The 24,760-nt window shown below is 64.9% G+C and carries 22 protein-coding genes; 16 read left to right on the top strand and 6 right to left on the bottom strand.

The window, feature by feature from the left end; all coding sequences use genetic code 11:
• Nucleotide 1 precedes the first annotated feature (1 nt).
• The 3 genes from ptsP to dhaK are packed head-to-tail and all read left to right on the top strand — an operon-like array spanning nucleotide 2 to nucleotide 3,056.
• Complete coding sequence (gene ptsP / locus H8A95_RS02900; protein ID WP_229181713.1) at nucleotides 2–1,621, top strand: phosphoenolpyruvate--protein phosphotransferase; 1,620 nt, start codon at nucleotides 2–4, stop codon at nucleotides 1,619–1,621.
• On the top strand, nucleotides 1,611–2,036 hold the full coding sequence (locus H8A95_RS02905; RefSeq protein WP_420839320.1) for a hypothetical protein: 426 nt from the start codon (nucleotides 1,611–1,613) through the stop codon (nucleotides 2,034–2,036). The genes ptsP and H8A95_RS02905 overlap by 11 nt, the downstream gene beginning before the upstream one ends.
• 36 nt (nucleotides 2,037–2,072) lie before the next feature.
• Nucleotides 2,073–3,056 (top strand): dihydroxyacetone kinase subunit DhaK, encoded by a 984-nt coding sequence (gene dhaK / locus H8A95_RS02910; RefSeq protein WP_229181714.1) that lies wholly within the window; start codon nucleotides 2,073–2,075, stop codon nucleotides 3,054–3,056.
• A 37-nt stretch (nucleotides 3,057–3,093) separates the two neighbouring features.
• Here the strand turns inward: dhaK and H8A95_RS02915 are convergent, their stop codons facing one another.
• The 4 genes from H8A95_RS02915 to H8A95_RS02930 all read right to left on the bottom strand — a co-directional run bounded on the left by H8A95_RS02915 (nucleotide 3,094) and on the right by H8A95_RS02930 (nucleotide 6,050).
• A complete protein-coding gene (locus tag H8A95_RS02915) occupies nucleotides 3,094–3,462 on the bottom strand; it encodes a VanZ family protein (RefSeq protein WP_229181715.1) in 369 nt (122 codons plus the stop codon).
• Nucleotides 3,463–3,743: 281 nt separating this feature from the next.
• The gene (locus tag H8A95_RS02920; protein WP_229181716.1) at nucleotides 3,744–4,526 is read right to left on the bottom strand and encodes a fumarylacetoacetate hydrolase family protein; all 783 of its coding nucleotides are present in this window, start codon (nucleotides 4,524–4,526) and stop codon (nucleotides 3,744–3,746) included.
• A gap of 5 nt (nucleotides 4,527–4,531) precedes the next feature.
• The gene (locus tag H8A95_RS02925) at nucleotides 4,532–5,551 is read right to left on the bottom strand and encodes a 2-dehydropantoate 2-reductase (RefSeq protein ID WP_229181717.1); all 1,020 of its coding nucleotides are present in this window, start codon (nucleotides 5,549–5,551) and stop codon (nucleotides 4,532–4,534) included.
• 85 nt (nucleotides 5,552–5,636) lie between these two features.
• Nucleotides 5,637–6,050: a CBS domain-containing protein gene (locus H8A95_RS02930; RefSeq protein WP_229181718.1), complete on the bottom strand. Its 414-nt coding sequence runs from the start codon at nucleotides 6,048–6,050 to the stop codon at nucleotides 5,637–5,639.
• A 229-nt stretch (nucleotides 6,051–6,279) separates the two neighbouring features.
• Here H8A95_RS02930 and H8A95_RS02935 point away from each other — a divergent pair, with 229 nt between their 5' ends.
• The 5 genes from H8A95_RS02935 to H8A95_RS02955 all read left to right on the top strand — a co-directional run bounded on the left by H8A95_RS02935 (nucleotide 6,280) and on the right by H8A95_RS02955 (nucleotide 12,575).
• Nucleotides 6,280–7,122, top strand: a complete 843-nt coding sequence (locus H8A95_RS02935; protein ID WP_163152816.1) for an IclR family transcriptional regulator — start codon at nucleotides 6,280–6,282, stop codon at nucleotides 7,120–7,122.
• A gap of 191 nt (nucleotides 7,123–7,313) precedes the next feature.
• The gene (gene gcl, locus H8A95_RS02940; RefSeq protein ID WP_229181719.1) at nucleotides 7,314–9,101 is read left to right on the top strand and encodes a glyoxylate carboligase; all 1,788 of its coding nucleotides are present in this window, start codon (nucleotides 7,314–7,316) and stop codon (nucleotides 9,099–9,101) included.
• 38 nt (nucleotides 9,102–9,139) lie between these two features.
• The gene (gene hyi, locus H8A95_RS02945; protein ID WP_229181720.1) at nucleotides 9,140–9,925 is read left to right on the top strand and encodes a hydroxypyruvate isomerase; all 786 of its coding nucleotides are present in this window, start codon (nucleotides 9,140–9,142) and stop codon (nucleotides 9,923–9,925) included.
• 24 nt (nucleotides 9,926–9,949) lie between these two features.
• The gene (locus tag H8A95_RS02950) at nucleotides 9,950–10,837 is read left to right on the top strand and encodes a 2-hydroxy-3-oxopropionate reductase (protein WP_229181721.1); all 888 of its coding nucleotides are present in this window, start codon (nucleotides 9,950–9,952) and stop codon (nucleotides 10,835–10,837) included.
• Nucleotides 10,838–10,982: 145 nt separating this feature from the next.
• Nucleotides 10,983–12,575, top strand: coding sequence for a gamma-glutamyltransferase family protein (locus tag H8A95_RS02955; RefSeq protein WP_229181722.1), 1,593 nt, complete (start codon nucleotides 10,983–10,985; stop codon nucleotides 12,573–12,575).
• 52 nt (nucleotides 12,576–12,627) lie between these two features.
• On the opposite strand, the gene H8A95_RS02960 is transcribed toward H8A95_RS02955, so the two are convergent.
• Together H8A95_RS02960 and H8A95_RS02965 are read right to left on the bottom strand one after the other, a co-directional pair.
• Entirely contained in the window at nucleotides 12,628–13,365 is a 738-nt protein-coding gene (locus H8A95_RS02960) for a TetR/AcrR family transcriptional regulator (protein WP_229181724.1), read from the bottom strand.
• Between the two features lie 142 nt (nucleotides 13,366–13,507).
• Nucleotides 13,508–14,728 (bottom strand): amidohydrolase family protein, encoded by a 1,221-nt coding sequence (locus tag H8A95_RS02965; protein WP_229181725.1) that lies wholly within the window; start codon nucleotides 14,726–14,728, stop codon nucleotides 13,508–13,510.
• 311 nt (nucleotides 14,729–15,039) lie between these two features.
• Here H8A95_RS02965 and H8A95_RS02970 point away from each other — a divergent pair, with 311 nt between their 5' ends.
• The 8 genes from H8A95_RS02970 (at nucleotide 15,040) to arcC (ending at nucleotide 24,759) form a co-directional block, all read left to right on the top strand.
• On the top strand, nucleotides 15,040–16,242 hold the full coding sequence (locus H8A95_RS02970) for an ABC transporter substrate-binding protein (protein WP_163152809.1): 1,203 nt from the start codon (nucleotides 15,040–15,042) through the stop codon (nucleotides 16,240–16,242).
• A 40-nt stretch (nucleotides 16,243–16,282) separates the two neighbouring features.
• A complete protein-coding gene (locus H8A95_RS02975; RefSeq protein ID WP_229181726.1) occupies nucleotides 16,283–17,158 on the top strand; it encodes a branched-chain amino acid ABC transporter permease in 876 nt (291 codons plus the stop codon).
• On the top strand, nucleotides 17,155–19,689 hold the full coding sequence (locus tag H8A95_RS02980) for a branched-chain amino acid ABC transporter ATP-binding protein/permease (RefSeq protein WP_229181727.1): 2,535 nt from the start codon (nucleotides 17,155–17,157) through the stop codon (nucleotides 19,687–19,689). Before H8A95_RS02975 ends, H8A95_RS02980 begins: the two co-directional genes overlap by 4 nt.
• Nucleotides 19,690–19,776: 87 nt before the next feature.
• Nucleotides 19,777–20,646 (top strand): oxamate carbamoyltransferase subunit AllH family protein, encoded by an 870-nt coding sequence (locus H8A95_RS02985; protein ID WP_229181728.1) that lies wholly within the window; start codon nucleotides 19,777–19,779, stop codon nucleotides 20,644–20,646.
• 194 nt (nucleotides 20,647–20,840) lie between these two features.
• Nucleotides 20,841–21,029 (top strand): hypothetical protein, encoded by a 189-nt coding sequence (locus tag H8A95_RS02990; RefSeq protein ID WP_163152805.1) that lies wholly within the window; start codon nucleotides 20,841–20,843, stop codon nucleotides 21,027–21,029.
• Between the two features lie 10 nt (nucleotides 21,030–21,039).
• Nucleotides 21,040–22,290, top strand: coding sequence for a YlbE family protein (locus H8A95_RS02995; RefSeq protein WP_229181730.1), 1,251 nt, complete (start codon nucleotides 21,040–21,042; stop codon nucleotides 22,288–22,290).
• On the top strand, nucleotides 22,287–23,795 hold the full coding sequence (fdrA, locus tag H8A95_RS03000) for an acyl-CoA synthetase FdrA (RefSeq protein ID WP_229181731.1): 1,509 nt from the start codon (nucleotides 22,287–22,289) through the stop codon (nucleotides 23,793–23,795). The genes H8A95_RS02995 and fdrA overlap by 4 nt, the downstream gene beginning before the upstream one ends.
• A gap of 4 nt (nucleotides 23,796–23,799) precedes the next feature.
• The gene (arcC, locus tag H8A95_RS03005; protein WP_229181732.1) at nucleotides 23,800–24,759 is read left to right on the top strand and encodes a carbamate kinase; all 960 of its coding nucleotides are present in this window, start codon (nucleotides 23,800–23,802) and stop codon (nucleotides 24,757–24,759) included.
• Nucleotide 24,760 lies beyond the last annotated feature (1 nt).

Here is a 24,760-nt window from a genome sequence, read left to right on the forward strand (position 1 = left end):
CATGCAGGGCGGCGCTGCAGGACTGGCTTACCGCGGCAGGACCGCCTCGATCGGCTTTGCCCATGGTCCGCTGGTCCGCGTCGACGCGGGCGCGGGTGGCGAGCGGGTGGCCGGCACGCTGGTCGAGGAGGCGCTCGCGCTGCGCAAGGCGATCGATCTCGCAAGCGGGCAGATCGCCGATCTTGCCGCCAGCGCCGGCGGTGAAGCCGCGCAGATCCTCGAATTCCAGGTTGCGTTGCTGGAAGATGAGGATCTGATCGAGGCGATCTTCGCGTCGATCGGCGAGGGGCGTCCGGCCGACGTCGCGTGGCGCGCGACGCTCGACGAGCAGATCGCGGCGTACAATTCGGCGGAGGATGAGTATCTGCAGGCCCGCTCGTCGGACCTTGCGGATCTGCGCGACCGCGTGGTCCACATCCTGCGCGGCGACGCGGGTGAGCCGCTGAAGATCCCAAGTGGCGGTGTCGTCTGTGCCGACGATCTGCCGCCGTCGCGTTTCCTGGAGATCGACTGGTCCGGCGGCGGCGGGCTGGCGCTGCTGCACGGCAGTCCGACCAGCCATGTCGCGATGCTGGCGCGTGCGCGCGGCATCCCGATGGTCGTGCAGCTCGGCGCCATTCCGGATGCCGGCGCCACTGCGCTGCTCGACGGCGAAGGCGCGACGCTGGAGCTCGATCCGAGCGCCGAGCAGGTGCGCATCTTCGAGAAGCGGCGCGAAAGCCATCGCAAAAGCAGGGCATCCGCGCGCGCGATCCTGCGGCGGCCGACGGCCTCGTGGCGCGGCGAGCACGTCAAGCTCCTGATCAATATCCAGCGCGTCGACGACCTCGATCATGCGGATGCGCAATATGCCGACGGCATCGGCCTGATGCGGACGGAATTCCTGCTCAGCGGGCGGAGCGACCTGCCGGATGAGGAGACCCAATTCCAGGCCTATGACGCGGTGTTGCGCTGGGCCGGCCAGCGGCCCGTCACCATCCGCACCTTCGATGCCGGTGGCGACAAGCCGGTGCCCGGCTTCACACTGGACGGCGAGGCCAATCCATTCCTCGGTGTGCGCGGCCTGCGGCTCTGTCTGGCGCGGCCGGAGATTTTTGCCGTCCAGCTTTGCGCGCTGGCCCGCGCCGCGGTGCGCGGCAATCTCAAGGTCATGTTCCCGATGGTGACCTCGGCCGACGAGCTCGAGGCGGGACGGAAGCTGTTCGCCGGCATCGTGCAGCGCTTGCAGGTGGACGGCATTGCCGCGATGCTTCCCGAACTGGGAATCATGGTCGAAGTCCCGGCGGCGGCCCTGGCGGTTGCGAGCTTCAAGGCCTCCTTCTTGTCGATCGGCTCGAACGATCTCGCGCAATATGTGCTGGCCTGCGATCGTTCCAACGGAGCTCTCGCCCCCCTGATGGACCCGCTGCATCCCGCAGTGCTTGAGCTGATCGCGCGGACCGCAGAGCACGGCCGCCGCGCCGGCATCAGCGTCAGCCTGTGCGGCGACATGGCCGGCGATCCGCGCTGTCTTCCGGCACTGCTGAACTGCGGTCTGCGCGAATTGTCGGTGAACGCCTCGGCGCTGGCGCAGATCAAGCAGACCATCGACCGGCTGAGCAGCGGAGGCGGTGTTGGCTGACACGGCGGCCGATGAAGCGCCCGAAGCCGGCGCGGTTGCGGTCTACAAGCGCATCTTCAAGGAAGTGCTGGAGAGCCGCCCGTCCGGCATGCGGCTGCGACTGGCCCACGCCATGGGCAAGAACCGCAGCTTCGTCAGCCAGATCAGCAATCCGGCCTATCCGGTGCCGATCCCGGTGCAGCATCTCAACACGATCTTCGATGTCTGCCACTTCCCGCCGCAGGCGAAGACCGCCTTCCTGCGTGCCTATGCCCGCGCGCATCCGCGCCGCGTCGGCCGGCTGAGCGAGGGATCGCATGAGCGGACGCTGACGCTGCACCTGCCGGATCTCGGCAGTGCCAAGCGCAATGCCGAGCTCGACACGCTGCTCCAGGAGTTCACACGGCGCCTGATTGGCATCATGCGGGAAAAATAGGCGAAAACGCCGAACAGACGAAGCGGGGAGGACACCATGAAGAAGTTCATCAATGCGGTCGACAACGTGCTCGGCGAGAGCCTCGACGGCTTCGCGGCCGCGCATGCCGATCTGGTCGTGCTGGGCGCCGAGCGTAAATTCGTTCGTCGCCGCGAGCTGAACCGCAAGAAGGTCGCGCTGGTCTCGGGCGGCGGCAGCGGGCATGAACCGCTGCATGCCGGGTTCGTCGGCTACGGCATGCTGGACGCCGCCTGTCCCGGACAGGTGTTCACCTCGCCGACGCCCGACCAGATCGTTGAGGCCGCGCAGGCGGTCGCGGGCGATGCCGGCGTGCTGTTCATCGTCAAGAACTATGCCGGCGACCGCATGAATTTCGAGATGGCGGCTGAGATCGCCGAAGGCCGCACCGCCACCATCGTGACCGATGACGACGTCGCGGTCGAGAAATCCACCTACAGCATCGGGCGCCGCGGCGTTGCCGGCACCTTGATCGTCGAGAAGATCGTCGGTGCGGCCGCCGAGAAGGGCGCCGATCTCAAGACCTGCGTCGCACTCGGCGAACTCGTCAACGCGCGGACGCGTTCGATGGGCGTGGCGCTGACCAGCTGCACGGTACCTGCCGCGGGCACGCCGACCTTCGCGCTCGGCGAGGACGAGATGGAGATGGGCGTCGGCATCCACGGCGAACCAGGCCGCCGCCGCGTCAAGCTCGAAGCCGCCGACGCCATCGCATCGGAAATGACGACCGCCATCGCAGACGACCTCGCTGCGCCCGTCGGCTCCGAGGCCCTGTTGCTGGTCAACGGCTTCGGCGGCACGCCGACGATCGAGCTCTATCTGATGTACAATGCCGCGCGCCGTATGCTCGAGCAGCGCGGCCTCCGCATCGCCCGCTCGCTGGTCGGCAGCTACGTCACCTCGCTCGACATGGCCGGCTGCTCGCTCACGGTGAGCCTGCTCGATGCCGAGACGTCCGCATTGTGGGACGCGCCGGTGCGCACGGCGGCGTTGAAATGGTGATCGCTGCCGCGAGCGCGAGGTAAGGCGGCGCGGGTCGTCACGAGTTACCTTGATCGGTACGCCCGGACATCGCCGAAAACGCACGCCCCAAGGCAACTGCGGCAAAAACGCCTGCACAAGCGCCGATGCCTTTGACGAACATGTCCTTCACGTATCCATGCCTGCCGGCGAGCAGCCTTTGAAGGAGTTCGAAGCCGACGACCACAGCTAGAAGTGTAAGCAGGATCGGCAGAACGTGCTTCGGATATGCGAACGAAAATACGGCACCGACAACGAACAGGGCCACAAAACGATCGATGTTCGGCGATATCAACGTGTGGGGACGGAATGCCAGCGTTGTATCGGTGACGATGAAGAGGCCCAGGATCAAAGTCCAAGCCAAATAACGGAAAATGGTTTGTGTCATTCCTGGTGGCACCGATCACGAGCAATCTACACGACACCCCAAAATGCTTAATGGGCCGTGCTGGTGCTGCGCGATACACGCACTACTTCCTGTGCGCCGCGGGGTCAGAACGGCACAATCGTGTGCAGTTTCGGCTAACTCAAGGTGTACGCGCTCATGCTCAATCCGATCGGGGAAGGTGGGTTGAGTCGTTGAATTCGCAAGACTATTTGCGGTGACCCGGCCGTGTCTCGGTCATGCAGACGATTCCGATCGTTGGCCGAGATGTGCTGAAGCCCCGCCTACTGTCGAAATTCGTTGGTCAACTCGCCGATTCCGTCGATCGCGACGGTGACCGTATTGACGGGCTGTTTCATCACCCCGACGCCGATCGATGTCCCGCAGCAGATGAGGTCGCCCGGCAACAACGTCATGTCGTGTGAGATCTTGCTGACCAGCACCTGGGCACTGAAGATCATGTCGGCAATCGGGTAGTTCTGACGTTCCTCGCCATTGAGGATGGTGCGCACCACGAGACTTGCGGGATCGAGGCCCGAGGCGATGACGGGACCGAAGGGGCCATATCCGTCGCAGCCCTTGGCCCGCGCCCATTGCGGGAAGGTCGGATCGCGATTGAGGATGTCCGCGGCGGTGACGTCGTTGGTGCAGGTATACCCGAAGATGAAGGCGTCGGCCTGTTCGGGCGCGACGGCCGCGCAGCTCTTGCCGATGACGATGCCGAGCTCGCCTTCGTAGGTCGTCTTGCCGTCGTAGCCCTGAGGGCGCCTGATGACGGCACCGGGCGCGGTCACGCTGGTCGGTGCTTTCAAGAGGTACAACGGTTCGGCCGGCTCAGGCGATTTCAGCTTGGCCGCAAGTGCGTGAAAATTGTTCCAGAGCGCGATGATCTTGCTCGGTTGGGTCGGGGCGAGCAGCTCGACACCGTCAAGCGCCAGCGTTCGTCCGGTCGGTCGTGCGTCGCCGAACATCTCTCCTGCGTGCACGGAGATGCCGGATGGGGTGAGTTGCCCGAAGCCGATTTCGGCACGGTGGCGGAAGCGGACCCAGCGTGTCACATTGCCCATCGCGATCACGCCACCGCAAGCGATTGTGCTTCGGCGGCACCGGCCGACCCGTCATAGAGGCCTGCCAGCCTGGTGCGCTGCGCGACCAGCGCCAGCACCGCGTCGAGCGCGGGCGTCGCAATTCCGGTCATCCGACCCATCTCCTGCACCACGGTGACCAGCGGATCGATCTCGACGGGACGTCCGCGTTCGAGATCCTGCAGCATCGAGGTCTTGTGCGCGCCGACCTTGCGTGCGCCCTCGATGCGGCGTTCGACGTCGACCCGAAACTTGACGCCAAAGCTTTCCGCGATCGCCTGAGCCTCCAGCATGATCGCTCTGGACAGCGCGCGCGTGCCGGGATTGCTGCAGATCACGTCGAGGGTCGCGTGGGTGAGGGCGCTGATCGGGTTGAAGCAGACATTGCCCCACAGCTTGAGCCAGATCTCGTCGCGGATGCGTTCGTGGACCGGCGCCTTCATGCCCGCCGCTGCGAACAGGGCGGAAAGGCGCTCGACATCAGGTGTGATCTCGCCGGAGGGCTCGCCGAGCGGAAAGCTGTTACCGTAGACGTGGCGGATGACGCCGGGCGCCTCGATTTCGGTGGCGGGATAGACCACGCAGCCGATGGCGCGCGCGGGATCGAGCTCGCTCCACTGCCGCCCGCCGGGATCGATGCTCTCGAGCGCCGATCCTTCGTGCCGCCCGCCATGCTTGTAGAAATACCAGTAGGGAATGCCGTTGACGGCGGTGACGATGCGGGTCCGCTCACCCAGCAGCGGCCGCATCGGTTCGATGACGCCAGTGATCGAATGCGCCTTGAGGCAGATGATGACGAAATCCTGCTCGCCGAGTTCGGCGGGGTTATCGGTGCAGCGGGGATGCACCACGCGCTCCTCGTCGCCGATCAGGAGCTTCAAGCCGTTCTGTCGCATCGCGGCGAGATGCGCACCTCGTGCGACCAGGCTGACATCGGCGCCTGCGCGCATCAATTCGACACCGAGATAGCCGCCGATAGCACCGGCGCCGTAGATGCAGATCTTCATGAAATCCTCTCGGGCAGAGTAGGGACTCAGCATGAGCCGCAGCGGCTCGAACCGGGTTGCGTGGCAATGGCCTTGGGAAAATCTGTCAGGCCGCGCAGGCGGCGTCCTCCAAGGCAAGGCCGATGTCCCGCATGCTCACGACGCCGACGAGCCGGCCGTTGTCGATGACGGGCATGTGCCGGATGTCGTGACGAACCATCAGACGCTCGACATCGGTGAGCGCGTCCTGCGAATTGCAAGACACCAGCGGCCGCGGCGAAATGAATTGCGCGACCTTCGCGGCAAGACCACCGGTGCCGCGCTCGGCGATCACAGCGACGACATCGCGCTCGCTGAACATTCCGACCACGGTGGCGTCGACGCTGCGCGAGACGTTCCTGACCACGAGTGCGCCGACATTGCTCGCGTACATCAGGTTCGCTGCAATGCTCACGGTTTCGCTCGAGCCGATCGTCACCACGTGCGCACTGTTGGTGCGAAGGATGTCCCCGACATACATGGCATGTCCTCCCGGTTGGGTTGTTAAGAATCAATTGTGGTATACATTATCCCAGAAGTCAAACAAAAGAATCGAAACATTTCGCAAGAGAAGTGGCAAAAATGCTGACCTATTCGCCAGTAGTGTCGCCTTGACTCCTGGTGCTATTGGCATGCCATATGCCAAAACTGGCGCCCGCCCACGGCGAGCGATTTCGTTCCGAACCACAACTGGTTAGGGTCAGGTCGTGATGAAAAGAGAGCCGATCCGCCGCAAGCCGTCCGATCCCGATTCTCGCGCGCAGCCGGATCAGGACTCGCGAGACGGCGGCGTTCAATCTGTCGATCGCGCGCTGCAAATCCTGGAAGCGCTTGCCGAGGATGACGAAGGCTATCGGCTGACAGATCTTGCGATCCGCATCGGCCTGCCGCCGTCGACGGCTCATCGGCTACTGACGACGCTGGAGAACCGCCGGTTCGTGCAGTTCGACCGCGAGGAGTCCAAATGGCACATCGGCGCGCAAAGCTTCGTGGTCGGTTCGACCTTCATGCGCCGGCGCAATTTTTCCGCGCGGGCATTGCCGTATCTGCGCAAGCTGCGCGACCAGACCAGGGAAACGGCCAATCTGGCGGTGGTCGATGACGATTCCATCATCGTCGTATCCCGCATCGAAAGCCGGGAGATCATGCGTTCGCTGACCAAGGTCGGCGGACGCGTCGCGTTGATCGCCTCGGGCGTGGGGAAGGCGGTGCTGGCCGCGTATTCCGATGACGACATCAATGCGATTATCCGCCGTCGTGGCATGCCGCGCCTGACGGAGAAGTCGATCATTCGGCCGGGCGAGTTGTTCAGGGAATTGGAGACCGTGCGACGCCAGGGCTATGCGGTGGACGATGAAGAGGCGCGGCTCGGCCTGCGCTGCGTGGCCGCAGTCGTCTTCAACGATTGCAGCGAGCCGTTCGCCGCGGTGTCGGTATCGGGGATGGCGGATCGTCTGACGGATGGTCGCTTGCCGGAGATCGGCGCCATCGTGCACCAGATCGCAGCTGAGCTCTCGGCAGAGCTTCGCGGCAGCAGCCGCACGCAACCGTAGCAGGCGCAACGCCTTCTGCCGTTCTCGTCGTTGCCGGTTTCCACGCTTTCGTGGGCACTAATCACTTGGAGACATGCAAGAAATCGCCAGCGCTGCCACAGCGCGGAAAATCTGATCGATTGCGTTGAGATCGATGATCGCGGGCCTGATGATCCCAGTCAGGCCAACTCATAGCGAAGCGGGATCATCAGATGAAGATGCGAGCGATAGATGCGGCAGTGCGCATACTGGAACGCGAGGGGATCACTTGCGCTTTTGGCGTTCCCGGCGCCGCGATCAATCCGCTTTACTCCGCACTGAAACGCAACGGCTCGATCCGGCATGTTCTGGCGCGGCACGTCGAAGGTGCCTCGCACATGGCGGAAGGCTATACCAGGGCGAAAGCCGGCAATATCGGCGTTTGCATCGGCACATCGGGCCCCGCCGGAACCGATATGATCACCGGCCTCTACTCGGCGATCGCGGATTCGATTCCGATCCTCTGCATCACCGGTCAGGCGCCGCGGGCGCGGCTCTACAAGGAAGATTTTCAGGCGGTCGACATCGAGGCGATCGCCAAGCCGGTGACGAAATGGGCGGTCACCGTGCGCGAGCCGGCGCTGGTGCCGCGCGTGTTCAGCCAGGCTTTCCACGTCATGCGGTCGGGGCGGCCGGGACCGGTGCTGATCGATCTTCCGCTCGACGTGCAACTGGCCGAGATCGAGTTCGACGACGAGACCTATTCGCCGCTGCCGGTCTACAAGCCGACGGCGACCCGCAAGCAGGTCGAGAAGGCGCTTGAGATGCTCAATGCCGCCGAGCGGCCGCTGATCGTGGCCGGCGGCGGCGTGATCAACGCCGATGCATCCGAGCTCCTGGTCGCCTTCGCCGAAGCGGTCAATGTTCCGGTCGTCCCGACGCTGATGGCATGGGGCGCCATTCCCGATGATCACGCGCTGATGGCCGGCATGGTCGGCTTGCAGACCAGCCATCGCTACGCCAACGCCACGATGCTCGAATCCGATTTCGTGCTCGGCATCGGCAACCGCTGGGCCAACCGACACACCGGTTCGATCGAGACCTACACGAAGGGTCGCAAATTCGTCCATGTCGACATCGAGCCGACGCAGATCGGGCGGGTTTTCAATCCGGACCTCGGTATCGTGTCGGATGCGAAGGCCGCGCTGGAACTGTTCGTGAGCGTGGCAAAGGAGTGGCGGAAATCGGGGAAGCTGCGTGATCGGCAGGCGTGGCCTGCCGCCTGTCGCGACCGCAAGCGTTCGATGCTGCGCAAGAGCCACTTCGACAACATCCCGATCAAGCCGCAGCGCGTCTACGAGGAAATGAACAAGGCGTTCGGCCGCGACACCTGCTACGTGACCGTGATCGGCTTGTCGCAGATCGCGGGCGCCCAGTTCCTCAACGTCTATCAGCCGCGCAACTGGATCAACGCCGGGCAGGCCGGTCCGCTCGGCTGGACCCTGCCGGCTGCGCTCGGTGTGCGCGCCGCCGATCCCGACCGCGAGATCGTCGCGCTGTCGGGTGACTACGACTTCCAGTTCCTGATCGAGGAGCTCGCGGTCGGGGCGCAGTTCAATCTGCCCTACATCCACGTCGTCGTGAACAACTCATATCTCGGGCTGATCCGGCAGGCGCAGCGCGGCTTCGATATGGATTATCACGTCCAGCTCTCGTTCGAGAACATCAACGCACCCGAGATCGGCGCCTACGGCGTCGACCACGTGACCGTCGCAGAGGGGCTCGGATGCAAGGCGATCCGTGTGACGGACCCGAACGACGCACAAGCCGCGTTCGCGACCGCGCGCGAGCTGATGGCCAAGCATCGGGTGCCCGTGGTGGTGGAGTTCATTCTCGAACGGGTCACCAACATCGCGATGGGAACGGAGATCGACAACATCGTCGAATTCGAGGAGGTGCTCGATCTTCCGCTTGATGATGTCCCGAGTGCGCAACGATCCGGCACGCTGCTGCCGGCCTGACGACATCACCCAGCGCTGCCCGAAGCGGAGATACGACCGTGCCTCAATTTGCCGCCAACCTCACCATGCTTTTCAACGAGCTGCCGTTCCTCGATCGGTTCGCGGCTGCCAAGGCCGCCGGCTTCAATGCGGTCGAGTATCTGTTTCCCTATGACTTCGAGAAGAGCGAGTTGCGGGAGGAGTTGGCGCGCTGCGGGCTGACCCAGGTGCTGCACAACCTTCCCGCCGGCGATTGGGCCGCCGGCGAGCGGGGCATTGCGATCCTGCGCAATCGGGTCGATGAATTCCGCGACGGGGTGGTGCGCGCGATCGACTATGCGAAGGCGCTGGATTGCCGGCAGCTGAACTGCCTCGTCGGCATCGCGCCCGCCGGCGCGGATGCGGCGGAATTGCGCGAGGTACTGGTGCCCAATCTGCGCTTTGCCGCCGGCGCGCTGGCCCAGCATGGCATCAAGCTCCTGATCGAACCGATCAACACGCTCGACATTCCCGGCTTCTTCCTGAGCGGGACGGAACAGGCGGTGCAGCTGATTTCCGACGTGGGCTCACCCAATCTGTTCATCCAGTACGACATCTATCACATGCAGATCATGGAAGGTGACCTGGCGCGGACCCTGCAAAAGCATCTCGGCCGGATCGCGCATGTCCAGCTCGCCGACAATCCCGGCCGTTATGAGCCGGGGACCGGCGAGATCAACTATCCCTATCTGTTCAAGCATCTCGACAGCATCGGATATCGCGGCTGGATCGGATGCGAATACAAGCCGCGGACGACCACGCTCGAGAGCCTCGCCTGGCACGCAGCGCAGACTTTCGAGACTTGATCAAGCTGACAGGAGCATCATCACATGAAAGACATCGGATTCATCGGGCTCGGCACCATGGGACGTCCGATGGCCGGCCATCTCCTGGCTGCCGGCTATCGCCTGTTCCTGCACGACGTTGCACCTCTGCCGCCCGAATTGATCGCGAGCGGCGGCATTGCTTGCGAGTCCGGCAAGCAGGTTGCGCAGGAGGCGGACGCCGTGATCATCATGGTGCCGGATACGCCGCATGTGGAAGCCGTGCTGTTCGGTAAGAACGGCGTCGCGGAGGGGGTCTCCAAAGGCATGATCGTGGCGGATATGAGCTCGATCTCGCCGCTGGCGACGAAGGAGTTTGCACGGAAGATCGATGCGCTCGGGGCCGACTATCTCGATGCGCCGGTTTCCGGCGGCGAGGTTGGCGCAAAGGCGGCTAGCCTGACCATCATGGTCGGCGGGCGGGAGCGGGCGTTCAACGCGATGAAGCCGCTGTTTGAAACGATGGGCAAGAATGTCACGCATGTCGGCGGCAACGGCGACGGCCAGACCACCAAGGTTGCGAACCAGATCATCGTGGCGCTGACCATCGAGGCGGTGAGCGAGGCCTTGCTGTTCGCCTCGAAGGCGGGCGCCAATCCGGCGCTGGTGCGGCAGGCGTTGATGGGCGGCTTTGCGTCGTCCCGGATCCTCGAGGTGCACGGCGATCGCATGCTGAAGCGCAATTTCGATCCGGGCTTTCGCATCGAGCTGCATCAGAAGGACCTCAACCTGGCGCTTGAGGGCGCGCGGGCACTCGGGCTGTCGCTGCCTGGCACCGCCGCAGCCCAGCAGCTGTTCAATTCCTGTACCGCCCTCGGCGGCAAAGCCTGGGACCATTCGGCAATTCTGAGAGCGCTGGAAGTCATGGCGGGCCACGAGGTCGCTTCTGCCTGAGATTCATGCAACATTCGTGGTGCCGGACTTCGGCCGGCCTTGGTGACGATATCGAGGCCCGGCGCCCAAATCCCCAAGAGGGATCGCTGGCTCCTTGACACGGTAAGTAAAAATATTATTACATACCGTGCTTGGAGAAGGGCTGATGTTGCAGACAAAACGAAGCTATGGCGGCATGGTGACTGCGCCGCACCACCTTGCGGCGCAGGCTGGACTCGCGGTGTTGTCGGAAGGTGGCAATGCCATTGAGGCCATGATCGCCGCGGCCGCGACGATCGCCGTGGTCTATCCCCACATGAACGGCCTCGGTGGCGACAGCTTCTGGCTCGTCGGCCGCGCCGGTTCGATGCCGGTCGGGATTCAGGCTTGCGGACGTTCTGCGATGGCGGCCGATCGCACCTGGTATCGCGAGCGGGGTTGCAGCAGCATTCCGGGCCGCGGCCCGCTGGCGGCGCTCACCGTCGCCGGCACCGTCGACGGTTGGCAGAAGGCCTATGAACTCAGCCGCGATCGTCATGGCGGTCGGTTGCCGCTGGCGCGGCTGCTGGAGCCTGCAATCGGGCATGCCGAGGAAGGCGTCGCGGTCACCGGCACGTTGCATGAAAATATCGGCAAGAAGCGGCATGAACTCGAGAACGTGCCCGGCTATGCCGAGGTCTATCTGCCGCAAGGCAGCCCGCTCGCGGTCGGTGCGCGGTTGCGGCAGCCGCGTGTCGCCGAGACGTTGCGGCGACTGGCCAAGGCCGGCTTGGCTGACTTCTATCGCGGCGAACTGGCGCGCTCGATGGCGGCCGACCTCGAGCGGGTGGGGAGCCCGCTGCGGCTGGCTGATCTGGAGCGGCATCAGGCATCGCTGGTGACGCCGCTCTCGGTCGAGGTGTCCGGACACAAGATCTTCAACATGCCGCCGCCGACGCAGGGGCTGGCCTCGCTCTTGATCCTGGCGCTCTATGCCAGGCGCATGGCTGAGGAGGCCGATGGTGTCGATCATCTGCACAGGCTCGTCGAGTGCACCAAGGCTGCGTTCCGCATTCGCAACGGCTACGTGACCGATCCGGACTACATGGAGCGTCCGGCCACCGAGTTCCTGTCGGAGGAGTCGCTGAACGCGCTTCACGAGAAAGTATCAAACAGCCGCGCCGCGCCGTGGCCTGATCCGTCCAAGCAGGGCGACACGGTGTGGCTCGCGGCGACCGATCGCAGCGGGCTCAGCGTCAGCTTCATTCAGAGCGTCTACTGGGAGTTTGGTTCGGGCGTCATCCTCCCCGAGAGCGGAGTCACCTGGCAAAACCGCGGAACCAGCTTCAGCCTCGGCGAGACCGATGCCAACAGGTTGGATCCGGGGCGCCTGCCGTTTCATACGATCCAGCCGGCGATGGCCGAGCTCGCCGACGGACGGCTGATATCGTACGGCACGATGGGTGGCGAAGGGCAGCCGCAGACCCAGGCCGCCATCTTCAGCCGTTACGCAATGCACGGCCAGGAGCTGCAGTCCGCGATCACGGCGCCCCGCTGGCTGCTCGGTCGCACCTGGGGCGAGGAAAATAACAACCTGAAGATCGAATCCCGTTTCGATCCCGCGATCATCGATCGGCTACGCGCACTCGGCCACGACATTCAGGTGGCCGGCCCGTTTGAGGAGTTCATGGGACACGCCGGCGCGATCGTTTGGCATCCGGACGGCCTGATGGAAGGGGCCAGCGATCCTCGCAGCGACGGCGTCGTTGCGACCCGCTGAGGGGCATTGCCAGCGCATGAGCCGCACGAAACCGTTTCGTGCGGCGCGCCCCCTAGCGGGATGGCTTGCCGAGGCGCGCGGTCGTCTTCGATCCCGCAGGCTTGTGCTTGCTTTCCCCGACGGTCGCCGTCAGCCAGGTCAGGATCATGTCCTGCGCATGCTCGCGGCGTAGCGAAAGCCAGTCCGAAGCGCCGAGGTCCTTGTCGAACATCGCCGACAGCGTGTAGCGATTGGAGACGTGAAAATAGCTCATCGCAGTGATTGAGACATAGAGCTGGATCGGGTCAACGTCCCCGCGAAACAGGCCCGCTGCCACGCCGCGCCGCAGAATGCTTTCGATGCTTGCAACCAGCGGCAAGGTGAGATCGGCGATCTTGCGCGACTTGCGCATGTTGCGCCCGCGTTGAAGGTTCTCGGTGTTGATCAGTGCGATGTAGTTCTGGTGCTGGCCGAAAAACGTGAAGGTGAAATCGATCAGCTCGCTCATCGCGGCGATCGGCTCGAGATCGTCCAGCTTCAGCTGCTGTTCGGCCGCGCGAATTTCGGTGTAGACGTCCTCGAGGACCGCGATGTAGAGCCCGTTCTTGTCGCCGAAATAGGCGTATAGCAGGCGCATGTTGGCCTTGGCGCGCTGCGCGATGGCCTCCACGCGCGCGCCGCCGAGGCCGTTGTGGCAGAACTCGAAGGTCGCCGCGCGCAGGATCGCCTCCTTGGTGAGCGCGGAGTCGCGAGGCCGCCTTCCGCGTGCGGCGCTGCGGGTGGAGCTGGTCTGTGCTGTCGTCTCTGTCACGGCGTCAACCTTGCGTGGACTCGGGCATTCACGCAAGGCATATCCGCATCAGGCCACATGGCGCAGCGGACCGGTTCCCGGCGCAAGCAGCTGGGATTGAGATCGGCATTGCGACTGTTCGTCAAGGGCGATTCCTCCATGTTCACTGCTTCTGGGCGCTGGCCCCAATCATCACGCCGCCCTGTGCGACGAGCCGGCCGGCCTTGTAGACATCGCGGGGCTTGGGACGGGCAACCACAGCTTCCTGGACATGCCGGGCATCCAGCACGACGAAATCCGCCGCACCTCCGACGGTGAGGCCGTAATCCCTGAGGCCGAGCGCGCGCGCCGCGTTGGTCGTCACCATGTCAAAGGCCGCGGCCAATTGATCGTCCGTGTTGAACCCGGAGCGGTAGCCCACCATCATTGCACGTTCGAGCAGGTCGCCGTCGCCATAGGGCCACCAGGAATCGCGGATGTTGTCATTGCCGGAGAACACGGTGACACCGGCATCGCGCAGCAGCAACACAGGCGGAAACAGGCGCGCGCCCGGGGCATTGGTGAGAATGGCGACGCCGGCCTCGGCAAGCTGCTGCGCGGTACGTCGAACCACGTCAACAGCCACTTCGCCGAGCGCGTAGGCATGACTGATCGTGACCTTGCCGCCAAGGCCCGACGCTTTGGTCCGTCGCGCGATTTCCTCGATCTCCGCGATGCCCTGCAGGCCACCGTCGTGCAGGTGAATGTCGATGCCGACACCATGCCGCTCGGCGATGCCAAAGATGACGTCAAGATGGCCGGCGACGTCACCGTCATGGCCTGCGGGGTCAAGTCCGCCGACCAGATCAGCGCCGGCGCGAACGGCTTCCTCAAGCAAGCTGGCGGTTCCGGGCGATGTCAGGATGCCGCTCTGCGGAAACGCCACGATCTGGATTGAAACCTTCTCCCGGTGCGCCTCCCGCGCGGCGGCGATCGGTTCGAAATGCCGCAGGCCGACCTCGGCGTCGACATCGACATGGCTGCGCATGTGAGACGTGCCTTGCGAGACACAAAGGTCGATCAGGGCCGCCGCGCGAACTGCGATCGGCCTGGCGCCGGCGAGGGCTTCCTTCTCGAACTTGACGCGCTCGCGCACGCTGAAGCCGGCGGTGCAGGGCCGGTGCGGCTTCCAGTCATCGCCGATGAAGCATTTGTCCAGATGGATATGACCCTCGACCATGCCCGGGAGCACCAGGCGTCGGCCAAGGTCGCGGGTTGTGCCGACTGTGCCGTAACTTTGCGGGGACGACGCGATCGCCACGATCTTGCCGCCGCCGACGGCGATGTCGACAAGTTGGCCATCGGCCAGCCGCGCGTTTTGAAAGAGGGTGTCGATGGCGGTCAATCAAGATCTCCAGGTTCTTACGTCGGGACGGCGCGTGATCGCGCTGTAGCGATAGCGGTCGTGAGAGCGGAGACCGCGCGCCGGATTCGGCGCTTGCGCGCATGTTGCATCGCCGAAAACGCCACGTGGATTGGCTCGTTCCGGTTCCGCTCCCATCTCCCGCTGCATCGCAATCTCCACGCGGCGCGCGATCGGCCGCTTGACATTCGTCAATTTGTGAAGAAAGTTTTTACTTCCGTCAAGGCCGCGGAGACAGCGGCAAGCGGACCAGAGACGGCTGGGGAGCCGTCGGAGCGGGAGGAATTGCAGAAATGAACTACGCTTGTACCCCCATTACCGGGTTGCGCCGCCGCGTTGTCTTGCAGGGCGCGCTCGCCATTCTCATCGGCTCTCTGCCATTTGCGGAGCGAGCGCTGGCCGCCGAACCGATCAAGATCGGCTTGGTCACGGCGCTGTCCGGGCAGTCGGCGCGCGCCGGCGAAGCTTTGACCCGCGGCGCCACGATCGCGATCGAGGACATCAACGCGAAAGGGGGCGTGCTCGGCCGTCCGCTTGAGCTGGTGCGCCGTGACGATGAAAGCAATCCCGCGAAGGGGCTGACCGCCGCGCGCGAATTGATCCAGCGCGAAAAGGTCGCGGTGCTGCTCGGTGGTCTCGATACGCCGGTCCAGCTTGCGATCGTGCCGTTCGTCAACAACGTCAAGATGCCGTTCGTGGTGCCGTGGGCCGCCGGAACCAACATCACGCAGAACGGCGCCGCGTCCAACTATGTGTTCCGCGTCTCGGCAATGGACGACGAGGTCGACAAGGCGATCGTTGCGTTCGCCGGCAAGACTTTCGCAGCCAAGAAGCCGGGTCTCATCCTCGTCAACAATCCCTGGGGCGAATCGAACGAGCACGGCCTGCGCGCCGCGCTGAAGGCGGCCGGTATCGAGCCGGCGGGTGTCGAGAAGTTCGAGGCGAACGATGTCGACGTCGTCGCGCAATTGTCCCGGCTCAAGCAGGCCGGCGCCGATTCGCTGTTCCTGGTCGGCAATGTCGGTCCATCTTCGCAGGTCGTGAAATCGCTCGACCGGATGGGCTGGTCGCCGCCGATCGTGTCGCATTGGGGGCCGGCCGGTGGCCGCTTCACCGAGCTCGCCGGGCCGAGCGCCGAGAGCGTCGTCTTCGTCCAGACCTACAGCTTCTTCGGCAACCTCTCGCCGGTCGGCAGGCGCGTGCTCGCCGAGCTGCAGGCGAAGTATCCCGATATCAAGGGGCCCGCAGACGTGACCCCGGCGGTCGGCTTCGCCAACGCCTATGACAGCGTCATGGTGATCGCCGGCGCGATCCAGAAGGCCGGCAGCACCGATCCAACCGCCATTCGCGACGGCTTCTACGGAATCGACCGGCTGGAAGGCCTGATCAAGACCTATGAAAAGCCGTTCGCCCAGAACAAGCACGATGCGCTGACGGCCCAGGACTACATCTGGGCCCACTTCGAAGACAACCACATCCTGCCGTTCAAGAACTGACGGCAACGGTGGTCCAGCAAGCAGATCGGGGTGATCATCGATGTCGTTTCTTTCGGCGATAATAACCGGAATGGCGCTGGGGAGCATGTACGGTCTGCTCGCGCTGGGCTTTCACGTCACTTATGCCGTGTCCGGCACGGTCAACTTCTCACAGGGCAGCTCGATGACCCTGGGAGCCGTTGCCGGATACTTCTTCCTCGTCGTGTGGGGCTGGCCGGCCGCGATCGGCGTCCCCGCGGTGTTGCTGGTCTGCGCTGTCTACGGCGTTCTGATCGAACGCTTCGCGGTTCGTCCGTTCGTGCTGCGCGGGTCGGACAGCTGGCTGATGGCGACCGTGGCGGTCGGCATCATGGTCGACAACCTGATGCTGTTCGTGTTCGGCAAGGAGCCGCGCAGCTTCCCGTCGATGCTCGCGGCCAAGCCGATCCAGATCGTCGAGGGGGCAGGGGTCTATCCCCTGCAGCTCCTGATTCCGGTGGTCGGCCTCCTGCTTGCGCTGGCGCTGCATCTGATCACCCGCCGCACGCGGCATGGCGTCGCGATGCTTGCGGTGGTGCAGAATCCCAATGCCGCACGGCTGATGGGTATCAATGTCAGCGGCGCCATTGCCGCGAGCTACGCGGTGTCGGCCATGTTGGCGGGCGTCGCGGCGCTGCTGATCGCGCCGCTGTTCAACGTCTCGTCCGAGATGGGCACGCTGTTCGGCATCAAGGCGTTCGCCGCCGCGATCATCGGCGGTCTTGGCAGCGCCTGGGGCGTCATGCTGGCCGGGCTGTGTCTTGGCCTGATCGAGGTGTTCGCGACCAACTATCTCGGATCGGTTTACACCCAGATCATCACGTTCGCATCCGTCATCGTCATCCTCGTCGTCATGCCGCACGGGCTGCTCGGCCGAGCTGGAGTTAAGAAGGTATGACCTCGCGCGCTTCCCTTCTCGTCGCGGTCGCGGCGTTCGCGATTGCCGTCGGCTACGCCGCGGTCGCGGACAGCTATTCGGTGTTCCTGATCGCGACGATCGCGCTGACGGCGATCGGCTGCATCGGCCTCAACGTCCTGCTCGGCCTCGCGGGCCAGATCTCGCTCGGGCATATCGGCTTCATGGCGATCGGCGCGTACACCACCGTGCTGCTGATGGAGAAGGCCGGCTGGCCCTACCTTGCCGCGACGGCGGGGGCCATCGTGCTGGTCAGCATCGCCGGCGGCCTGCTCGCGATGCCGGCACTGCGCGTGCGCGGGCCGTATCTGGCCATGGTGACGATTGCGTTCGGCTTCATCGTCGAGCATGTCACCATCGAATGGCGTGATCTCACCGGCGGCGGCAACGGCCTGATGCTGAGCGCGCCGCCGAGCGTGTTCGGCTATGCGCTGTCCGAGCGTTCGCTGGCGATCGCGGGCATCGTGCTGGTGTTTGCCGGCCTCATCCTGTTCGAGCGGCTGAAGCGCAGCGGGTGGGGGTATGCCATGCGTGCGGCGCGCGATACCGAGGTCGCGACACGCTCGCTCGGCATCGATCTGGTGCATGTCCGCGCCGTGGCGTTCGTGATCTCGGCGGCGGCGATGGCGCTCGCCGGCGCGCTGTTCGCGCCGCTGCAGGGCTATATCAGCCCGAGCTCGTTTCCGTTCCTGCAATCGGTGCTGCTCCTGTTCGCGGTGATGGTCGGCGGCGCCGGTTCGGCGCTCGGCCCGGTGATCGGCGCCGCGCTGGTGGTGCTGCTGCCGGAAGTGCTGTCGGACCTCGCCGAGTATCGCCTGCTGGCCTTCGGCGCGTTGCTGTTCGTCGTGCTGCGCGCCGCGCCCTCCGGCATCGTTGGCCTCGCGGAGCAGCTCGCCGCAAAATTCCTGCCGGCGCGCAAGCCGGTGGCCGAGCCCGCGGTCGCGGCGGCGAATGTCGACGCGGCGCTGCTCGAGACGCACAATGCGGCCGGGCTCGACGTGACGGATCTCTCGATTTCGTTCGGCGGCGTGCGCGCCGTCCAGGGCGTATCGTTCCAGGCGGCGCCCGGCGCCGTCACCAGCATCATCGGTCCCAACGGCGCCGGCAAGACCAGTGCGCTCAATCTGCTCTGCGGCTTCTACCGGCCGCAGGCGGGGTCGGTGAAGCTTGGCGATCGCGATGTCACCGGCATGACGTCGCATCTGCTGGCACGGGTCGGCGTGGCGCGCACGTTCCAGACCACGCAATTGTTCGGTTCGCTCGCGATCCTCGAAAACATCCTGCTGGCCGAGCGGGCCGGCCGTCTTGGCGGCCTTGTCTCCGCGCTGCGCAATGCGGAGACCGAGGGTTTTGCCCGGTTCCTGCTGCGCTTTGCCGGTGTCGACGGCGATGTCGATCGGCTTGCGGATTCGCTGTCTCATGGCGAGAAGCGGCTGGTCGAGATCGCGCGCGCGCTCGCGCTGCGGCCCCGCATCCTGTTGCTCGACGAGCCGGCGGCGGGCCTCTCGAAGGGCGACAAGCAGCGCCTGACGGCGCTGTTGCGCCGGATCGCCGACCTCGGGATTGCCGTCATCATCGTCGAGCACGACATGCCGATGATCATGTCGCTCAGCGATCTCATCGTCGTGCTCGACGGCGGCAAGCGGATCGCGATCGGCGATGCAGCGGCGATCCGCAACGATCCGCTGGTCCGCAAGGCTTATCTTGGCGACGCCGCGCCGGGTGAGAAGAGCCGCGCGCCGCGGCCGGCGCGGCAGGGCACCGCACTCGAGGTCAAGGCGCTCGATTCGTTCTATGGCTTGTCGCGCGCCCTGAACGGTATTGATCTCGTGGTCGCTCCCGGCGAGGCGGTTGCCGTGCTCGGTGCCAACGGCGCCGGCAAGACCACCCTGATGCGGTCGATCGCCGGTCTCGAACCGCCGCGATCCACGGGCGAAGTCCGGCTCGCCGAGACGCGCATCGACAAGATGCCCGCACATATTCGCGCCCGTTCGGGTGTCGTGCTGGTGCCGGAAGGGCGCCAGGTGTTTCCGGAACTGACGGTGAAGCAGAATCTGCAGCTCGGCGCCTATGCGCGCAAGGGAATCGACCTCGATGCCGAGATCGAGGCGATGTTCGTGCGCTTCCCGCGGCTGAAGGAGCGCATCGATCAGCGCGCCGGCCTGCTGTCCGGAGGCGAGCAGCAGATGCTCGCGGTGGCGCGCGGGCTTTTGACCGGGCCGAAGATCTTCATGCTGGACGAGCCGTCGCTCGGGTTGGCGCCGCTCGTCGTCGACGAGCTGTTTGCGTCCTTCGAGCGGCTGCGGATCGAGGGCATGACCATCATCGTGGTCGATCAGATGGCGGGCCATGCGCTCGCTCTGGCGGACCGGGCCTATCTCCTGGAGACCGGTGCGATCTTGAAGAGCGGCGCCGCCGATATCATCGCCGAGGACCCGCTGCTGGAGGCGGCTTATCTGGGCGGCGAGGCCCAGGCCGGTGCGCCGCAGCGGTTCGCGGCTCAGGCGCGCTGAAGGAGGCGAGGGCGGATGCTTGTCGGAGACCGCGAAGCTGAGGGGAGGACGCAGGTTTGCGCGGGCGCGCACGGCGAGCGGCCTCGCATGCCCGCAACGACGGTCTGTGACTGTGTGGAAGTAGGCCTTCTTGCCGACAGGGCGCTTCGCGACCGCGCGGCGGGCCAGGTCGTCGCCGTGTTCGAACGTTCGTTCTACGCCGTCATCGACGGGATCTGGATCTGCATTGGACAGACCGGCATCGGATCGGGGCCGTTGCAGGTGCTCGGCGACTTCCGATGGCCGGGCCTTGTGGTCGGCGATCCCGTGCGGGTCGCGGACTGCGTTCTGTGGATCGCAGGGACGCCGCTCGCAAATCTGGCCGCGCGGTCCGTCTGGGCGCCGCGCGCTGCGCCGCATTGGTCGATCAGCAGCCTCCGACGCGGCCTTGATGCCGTCGACGAGATGTGGGGCGATGATCTGACTTCCGAAGGCCTGGCCATTGTCGGGGCCGGACCTGTTCCGAGCGACGCCTCAGCGCTGGTTCGGGCTGCCATGCCCGGTCTCGCTGCGCTGGAACGCGTCCTGGCAGGAGGGGATGACCATGCGGTTCAAGACTCCGGGCTTGCCGGCTTGATCGGTCTCGGGCCGGGGCTTACGCCGTCCGGCGACGATCTGATCGGTGGTGCGCTGATTGCGCTGGCTGCGCTGGGGCGCACCGAACGTCGTGATGCGTTGTGGGACCGTTGCCGCGCGCTGCTCGACGGCACCAACGACATCAGCCGAATTCATCTGCGCGCGGCGGCGCTGGGCTACGGCGCGGCACCACTGCACGCCGCCATCCATGCGACGATGAGCGGGGAGGTCGCCGGAGTTCGCCGCGCCTTCATCGCGCTCGCCGCGATCGGCCACACATCCGGCCGGGATGCATTTGCAGGCAGTCTGATCGTCCTGCGCCACGCCCTTCGCGAGCGATGACGATCGAATTTCAAGTTCTCCCAAACTGCTCCGAACCAAGTTCGGAGCACTTTTTTTAAGGCGGGATCGCTTTCGACCGATCCGCTCCGCGACCGGGCACAGAGATTTGCATTTCACGAGAATCCGGTCTTGACGAAGTAAGTATTTTCTTATTAGCTCGACGTAACGAAAACGAACTTGTTAGGGCGGAGACGATGACGGATCAGGATGGGCCGCAGTATCAGCAGTTGCTGGCGCGCAAGGTCGAAGTCGTGAATGTCGGGCTTGAGGGGTTCGTGAAGGACCTCCGCGATTGCGGCATCGACGTCGTTCACGTCGACTGGAAGCCATCGGCGGGCGGAGATCCGCAGATGGCGGCCCTGCTCGCGAAGCTCGGTGTGTGAGGGCACGCCGATGAAACTGATCGAAGACGCAAACCAGCAGGCGCTCGAGCGGATCCTCGAAGGAGAGCCCCGGCTGATCGACATCGTTCCCGCCCGCCAATTGATCCCGGGCCTGCGCGAACGGATGATCCTGCACGCCGGACCGCCGATCTCCTGGGACAGGATGTGCGGGCCGATGCGCGGTGCGGTCGCGGGCGCCATCGTGTTCGAAGGATGGGCGCAGGATCTGCCGACTGCGACCAAGCTCGCCGCCAGTGGCGAGATCGAATTTCACCCGAACCACCACTTCGGGGCGGTCGGCCCGATGACCGGCATGACGACGATGTCGATGCCGTTGTTCGTGGTCGAGAACGCACGCTTCGGAAATCGCGCCTACTGCGCGGTCAACGAGGGGCTCGGCAAGGTGATGCGGTTCGGCGGCAACGACGCGAGCGTGCTGAAGCGGCTCGCCTGGTTGCGCGACGTGTTCGGGCCCGCTCTGGGCAAGGCGATCCGTGCCGCCGGTGGCGTCGACCTGAAATCGATCGTCGCGCGCGGCCTGTCGATGGGCGACGAGCTGCATCAACGCAATCTCGCCTGCTCGAGCGTTTTCCTTCGGGAGGTCGCGCCCTGGATGGCGCGAACCTCGACCGACAATGCCGTTCTCGCCGAATGCCTCGCATTCATCGGGCAGAACGATCAGTTCTTCCTCAACATCGCGATGGCGATGGGCAAGGCGATCACCGATCCCGCGAACGGCATTCGTGGATCGACCATCGTCACCGCCATGTGCCGCAACGGCACCGATTTCGGAATCCGGGTCAGCGGGCTCGGCGAGCAATGGTTCACCGCGCCGGTCGAAATGCCGGAAGGGCTGTATTTTGCCGGCTATTCCGAGAAGGACGCCAATCCGGACATGGGCGATTCCGCGATCGTCGAGACGATCGGCCTGGGCGGATTTGCGATGGCGGCCGCGCCCGCAGTTGCTGGCTTCGTGGGGGCCGGCGCGCCGTCCGAGGCCGGCAATTTCACCCGCTCGATGGGCGAGATCACGGTTGCGCAGAATCCGGAATGGACCATCGCCGCAATGGACTTCGCGGGCGTGCCGACCGGCATTGATATCCGCCTGGTCGTCGATTCCGGCGTGGTGCCCGTCATCAACACCGGCATCGCGCATCGCGAGCCCGGCATCGGCCAGGTCGGTGCCGGCGTGGTCAAGGCGCCGTTGGCGTGCTTCCAGCAGGCGATCGTGGCGATCGCCAAGGATTTGGGGGTGTCATGAACGTCGTTGTCCTGAATGAGGTCCGCAAGGGATTCTATCTCGATTCAGTCGCGCTGATGCGGCTGTCGCGCGAGGTCGCCGGGTCGCCCGGCGTGATCGAGGCGGCGTTGATGATGGGTACTCCGTCGAACGCTGCGATCATGCGCAATGCGGGGCTGCTCGAGGAGGGCACTGCCGTGAAGGGCAATGACCTCGTGATCGCGGTCAAGGCCGAGTCCGAGACCGCTGCCCGCGAAGCCCTCGACAATGCGATCAAGTCGCTCGACAAGCCGAAGAGCCAGGGCGAGGCACAGTCGGCCTGGCGGCCGCACTCGATCGCCGCCGCTGTGAAGAACAGGCCGGAGATCAATCTCGCGCTGATTTCCGTGCCCGGCGAGTTCGCCGCCGCGGAGGCCCGCAAGGCGCTCAATCGCGGCCTGCATGTCCTGATGTTCAGCGACAACGTGTCGCTCGAGGACGAATTGTCACTCAAGCAGCAGGCGCGGGCGGCCGGCCTCCTGATGATGGGACCGGATTGCGGAACCGCCGTGATCGGCGGCGCGCCGCTGGCGTTTGCCAACAAGCTGACGCGTGGTCGGATCGGCATCGTCGGCGCGTCGGGTACGGGAACGCAAGAGGTCTCGTGCCTGATCTCGGAAGCCGGCGCGGGAATCTCCCATGCCATTGGCGTTGGCGGGCGCGATCTGAAGAAGGACATCGGCGGCATCACCACGCTGATGGCGATCGATGCGTTCGATTCCGATCCGGAAACCGACCACGTGGTGCTGATCTCGAAACCGCCGCATCCTGATGTCGCCAAATCCGTCCTTCAGCGGATCGGCAAAAGCAAGAAGTCGTTCACCGTCTGCTTCATCGGCGCCTCGGAGGTCGAGCTGCCGCCGAACGCCCGCTTCTCGCCGACGCTGAAAGGCGCCGCGGAGCTCGCACTGGGACACCAGAAGATCGGAGCGGGCTTCGACGCCAACGCAGTTGCGTCAAGGATTCCGCGGAACGGTCGTGGCGGGATCGAGGGCTTGTTCGCCGGCGGCACGTTGTGCGCCGAAGCGCAGGTGATCCTCGCTGCCGCAGGCCGCAAGGTGGCGTCGAATGCGGCCATCCCCGGCGTGCTCAAGCTCGGCGTCGAGCCGAATGACGGACGCGATCGGCTGATCGACCTCGGCGACGACGAATATACCCGTGGCCGGCCGCACCCGATGATCGACCCGTCAGTGCGCGACGAAGCGTTGCGTGCTGCACTCAGGAACCGCGACCTTTCGGTGGTCCTGCTTGATCTTGTGCTCGGCTATGGCGCGCATGCCGATCCCGCCGAGCATCTGACCAAGATCGTCACGGATCGTGGGCGAGATGCACCGGCATTGATCGCGTCCGTCGTTGGCACGGAGCAGGATCCGCAAGGACGCTCCGCGCAGGTCAGGAAACTGGAGCAGGCCGGAATCCTCGTTGCGCCGTCGAACGCGCAGGCGTGCGAGCTTGCGGTCGCCATCGTCCAGAATGCCGGGAGGTAAGGAAATGCGTACGCTCAATGACGTGCCGCGTCGCCTGGTGGTTGCGATCGGCGGCAATGCGGTTCACCCCGAAGACATCAGGGGCACGTCCCAGGAGCAGAAGTCCGTTGCGCAGATCACCGCGGAGGCGCTGCTGCCGCTTGCGCAGCTCGACAATGAGCTGGTCATCACGCACGGCAACGGCCCCGTCGTCGGCAAGATCATGATGCGCCAGATGCTGACGATGAACCGAATTCCGCCGATGGACATGGACATCTGCGTCGCGCACAGCCAGGGCGGCATCGGCTATCTCCTGATGCAGGCGATCGAGAATGCCCTGCGCGAACAGGGCAACCAGCGACATGTGGCAAGCCTGCTGACCCAGGTCGAGGTCGACAAGGACGATCCCGCGTTCAAAAATCCGACGAAGTTCGTCGGGCCGTTCTTTTCGGAAGACGAGGCCAGGAAGATCAGCGACGAGCTCAATTGGGCGATGCGCGAGGATTCGGGGCGCGGCTGGCGTCATGTCGTGCCGTCGCCGAAGCCCAAGCATGTCTGCGACATCTCGCTGGTCGACGCATTGGTCAAGCGGGGGACGATCGTCATCGCGGGAGGCGGCGGCGGCGTTCCCGTGGTTCGTGACGCAAAGGGCGTCCGCACCGGCGTGCCGGCAGTCATCGACAAGGACCTGACGTCCGCTCACATCGCGAATGTGCTTGGTATCGAAGAGTTGCTGATCCTGACGGCAGTGCCGCGTGTCGCCGTGAACTTCGGCAAGCCGAACAAGAGGGAACTCGATCAGGTCAGCCTCGAGGAGATCAAGGCCTACCATCGCGAAGGCCATTTTCCTCCGGGAAGCATGGGCCCCAAGGTCGATGCGGCCATCCGGTTTCTCGAGGGCGGTGGAAAGCGCGCGATCATCAGTCACCTCGATTGTGCGATGGCGGCGCTGCGCGGCGAGACCGGCACGCACGTCATTCAATAGC

The sequence above is a fragment of the Bradyrhizobium oropedii genome (genome assembly GCF_020889685.1).
In the GTDB taxonomy this organism is placed as follows: Bacteria; Pseudomonadota; Alphaproteobacteria; order Rhizobiales; family Xanthobacteraceae; genus Bradyrhizobium; species Bradyrhizobium oropedii.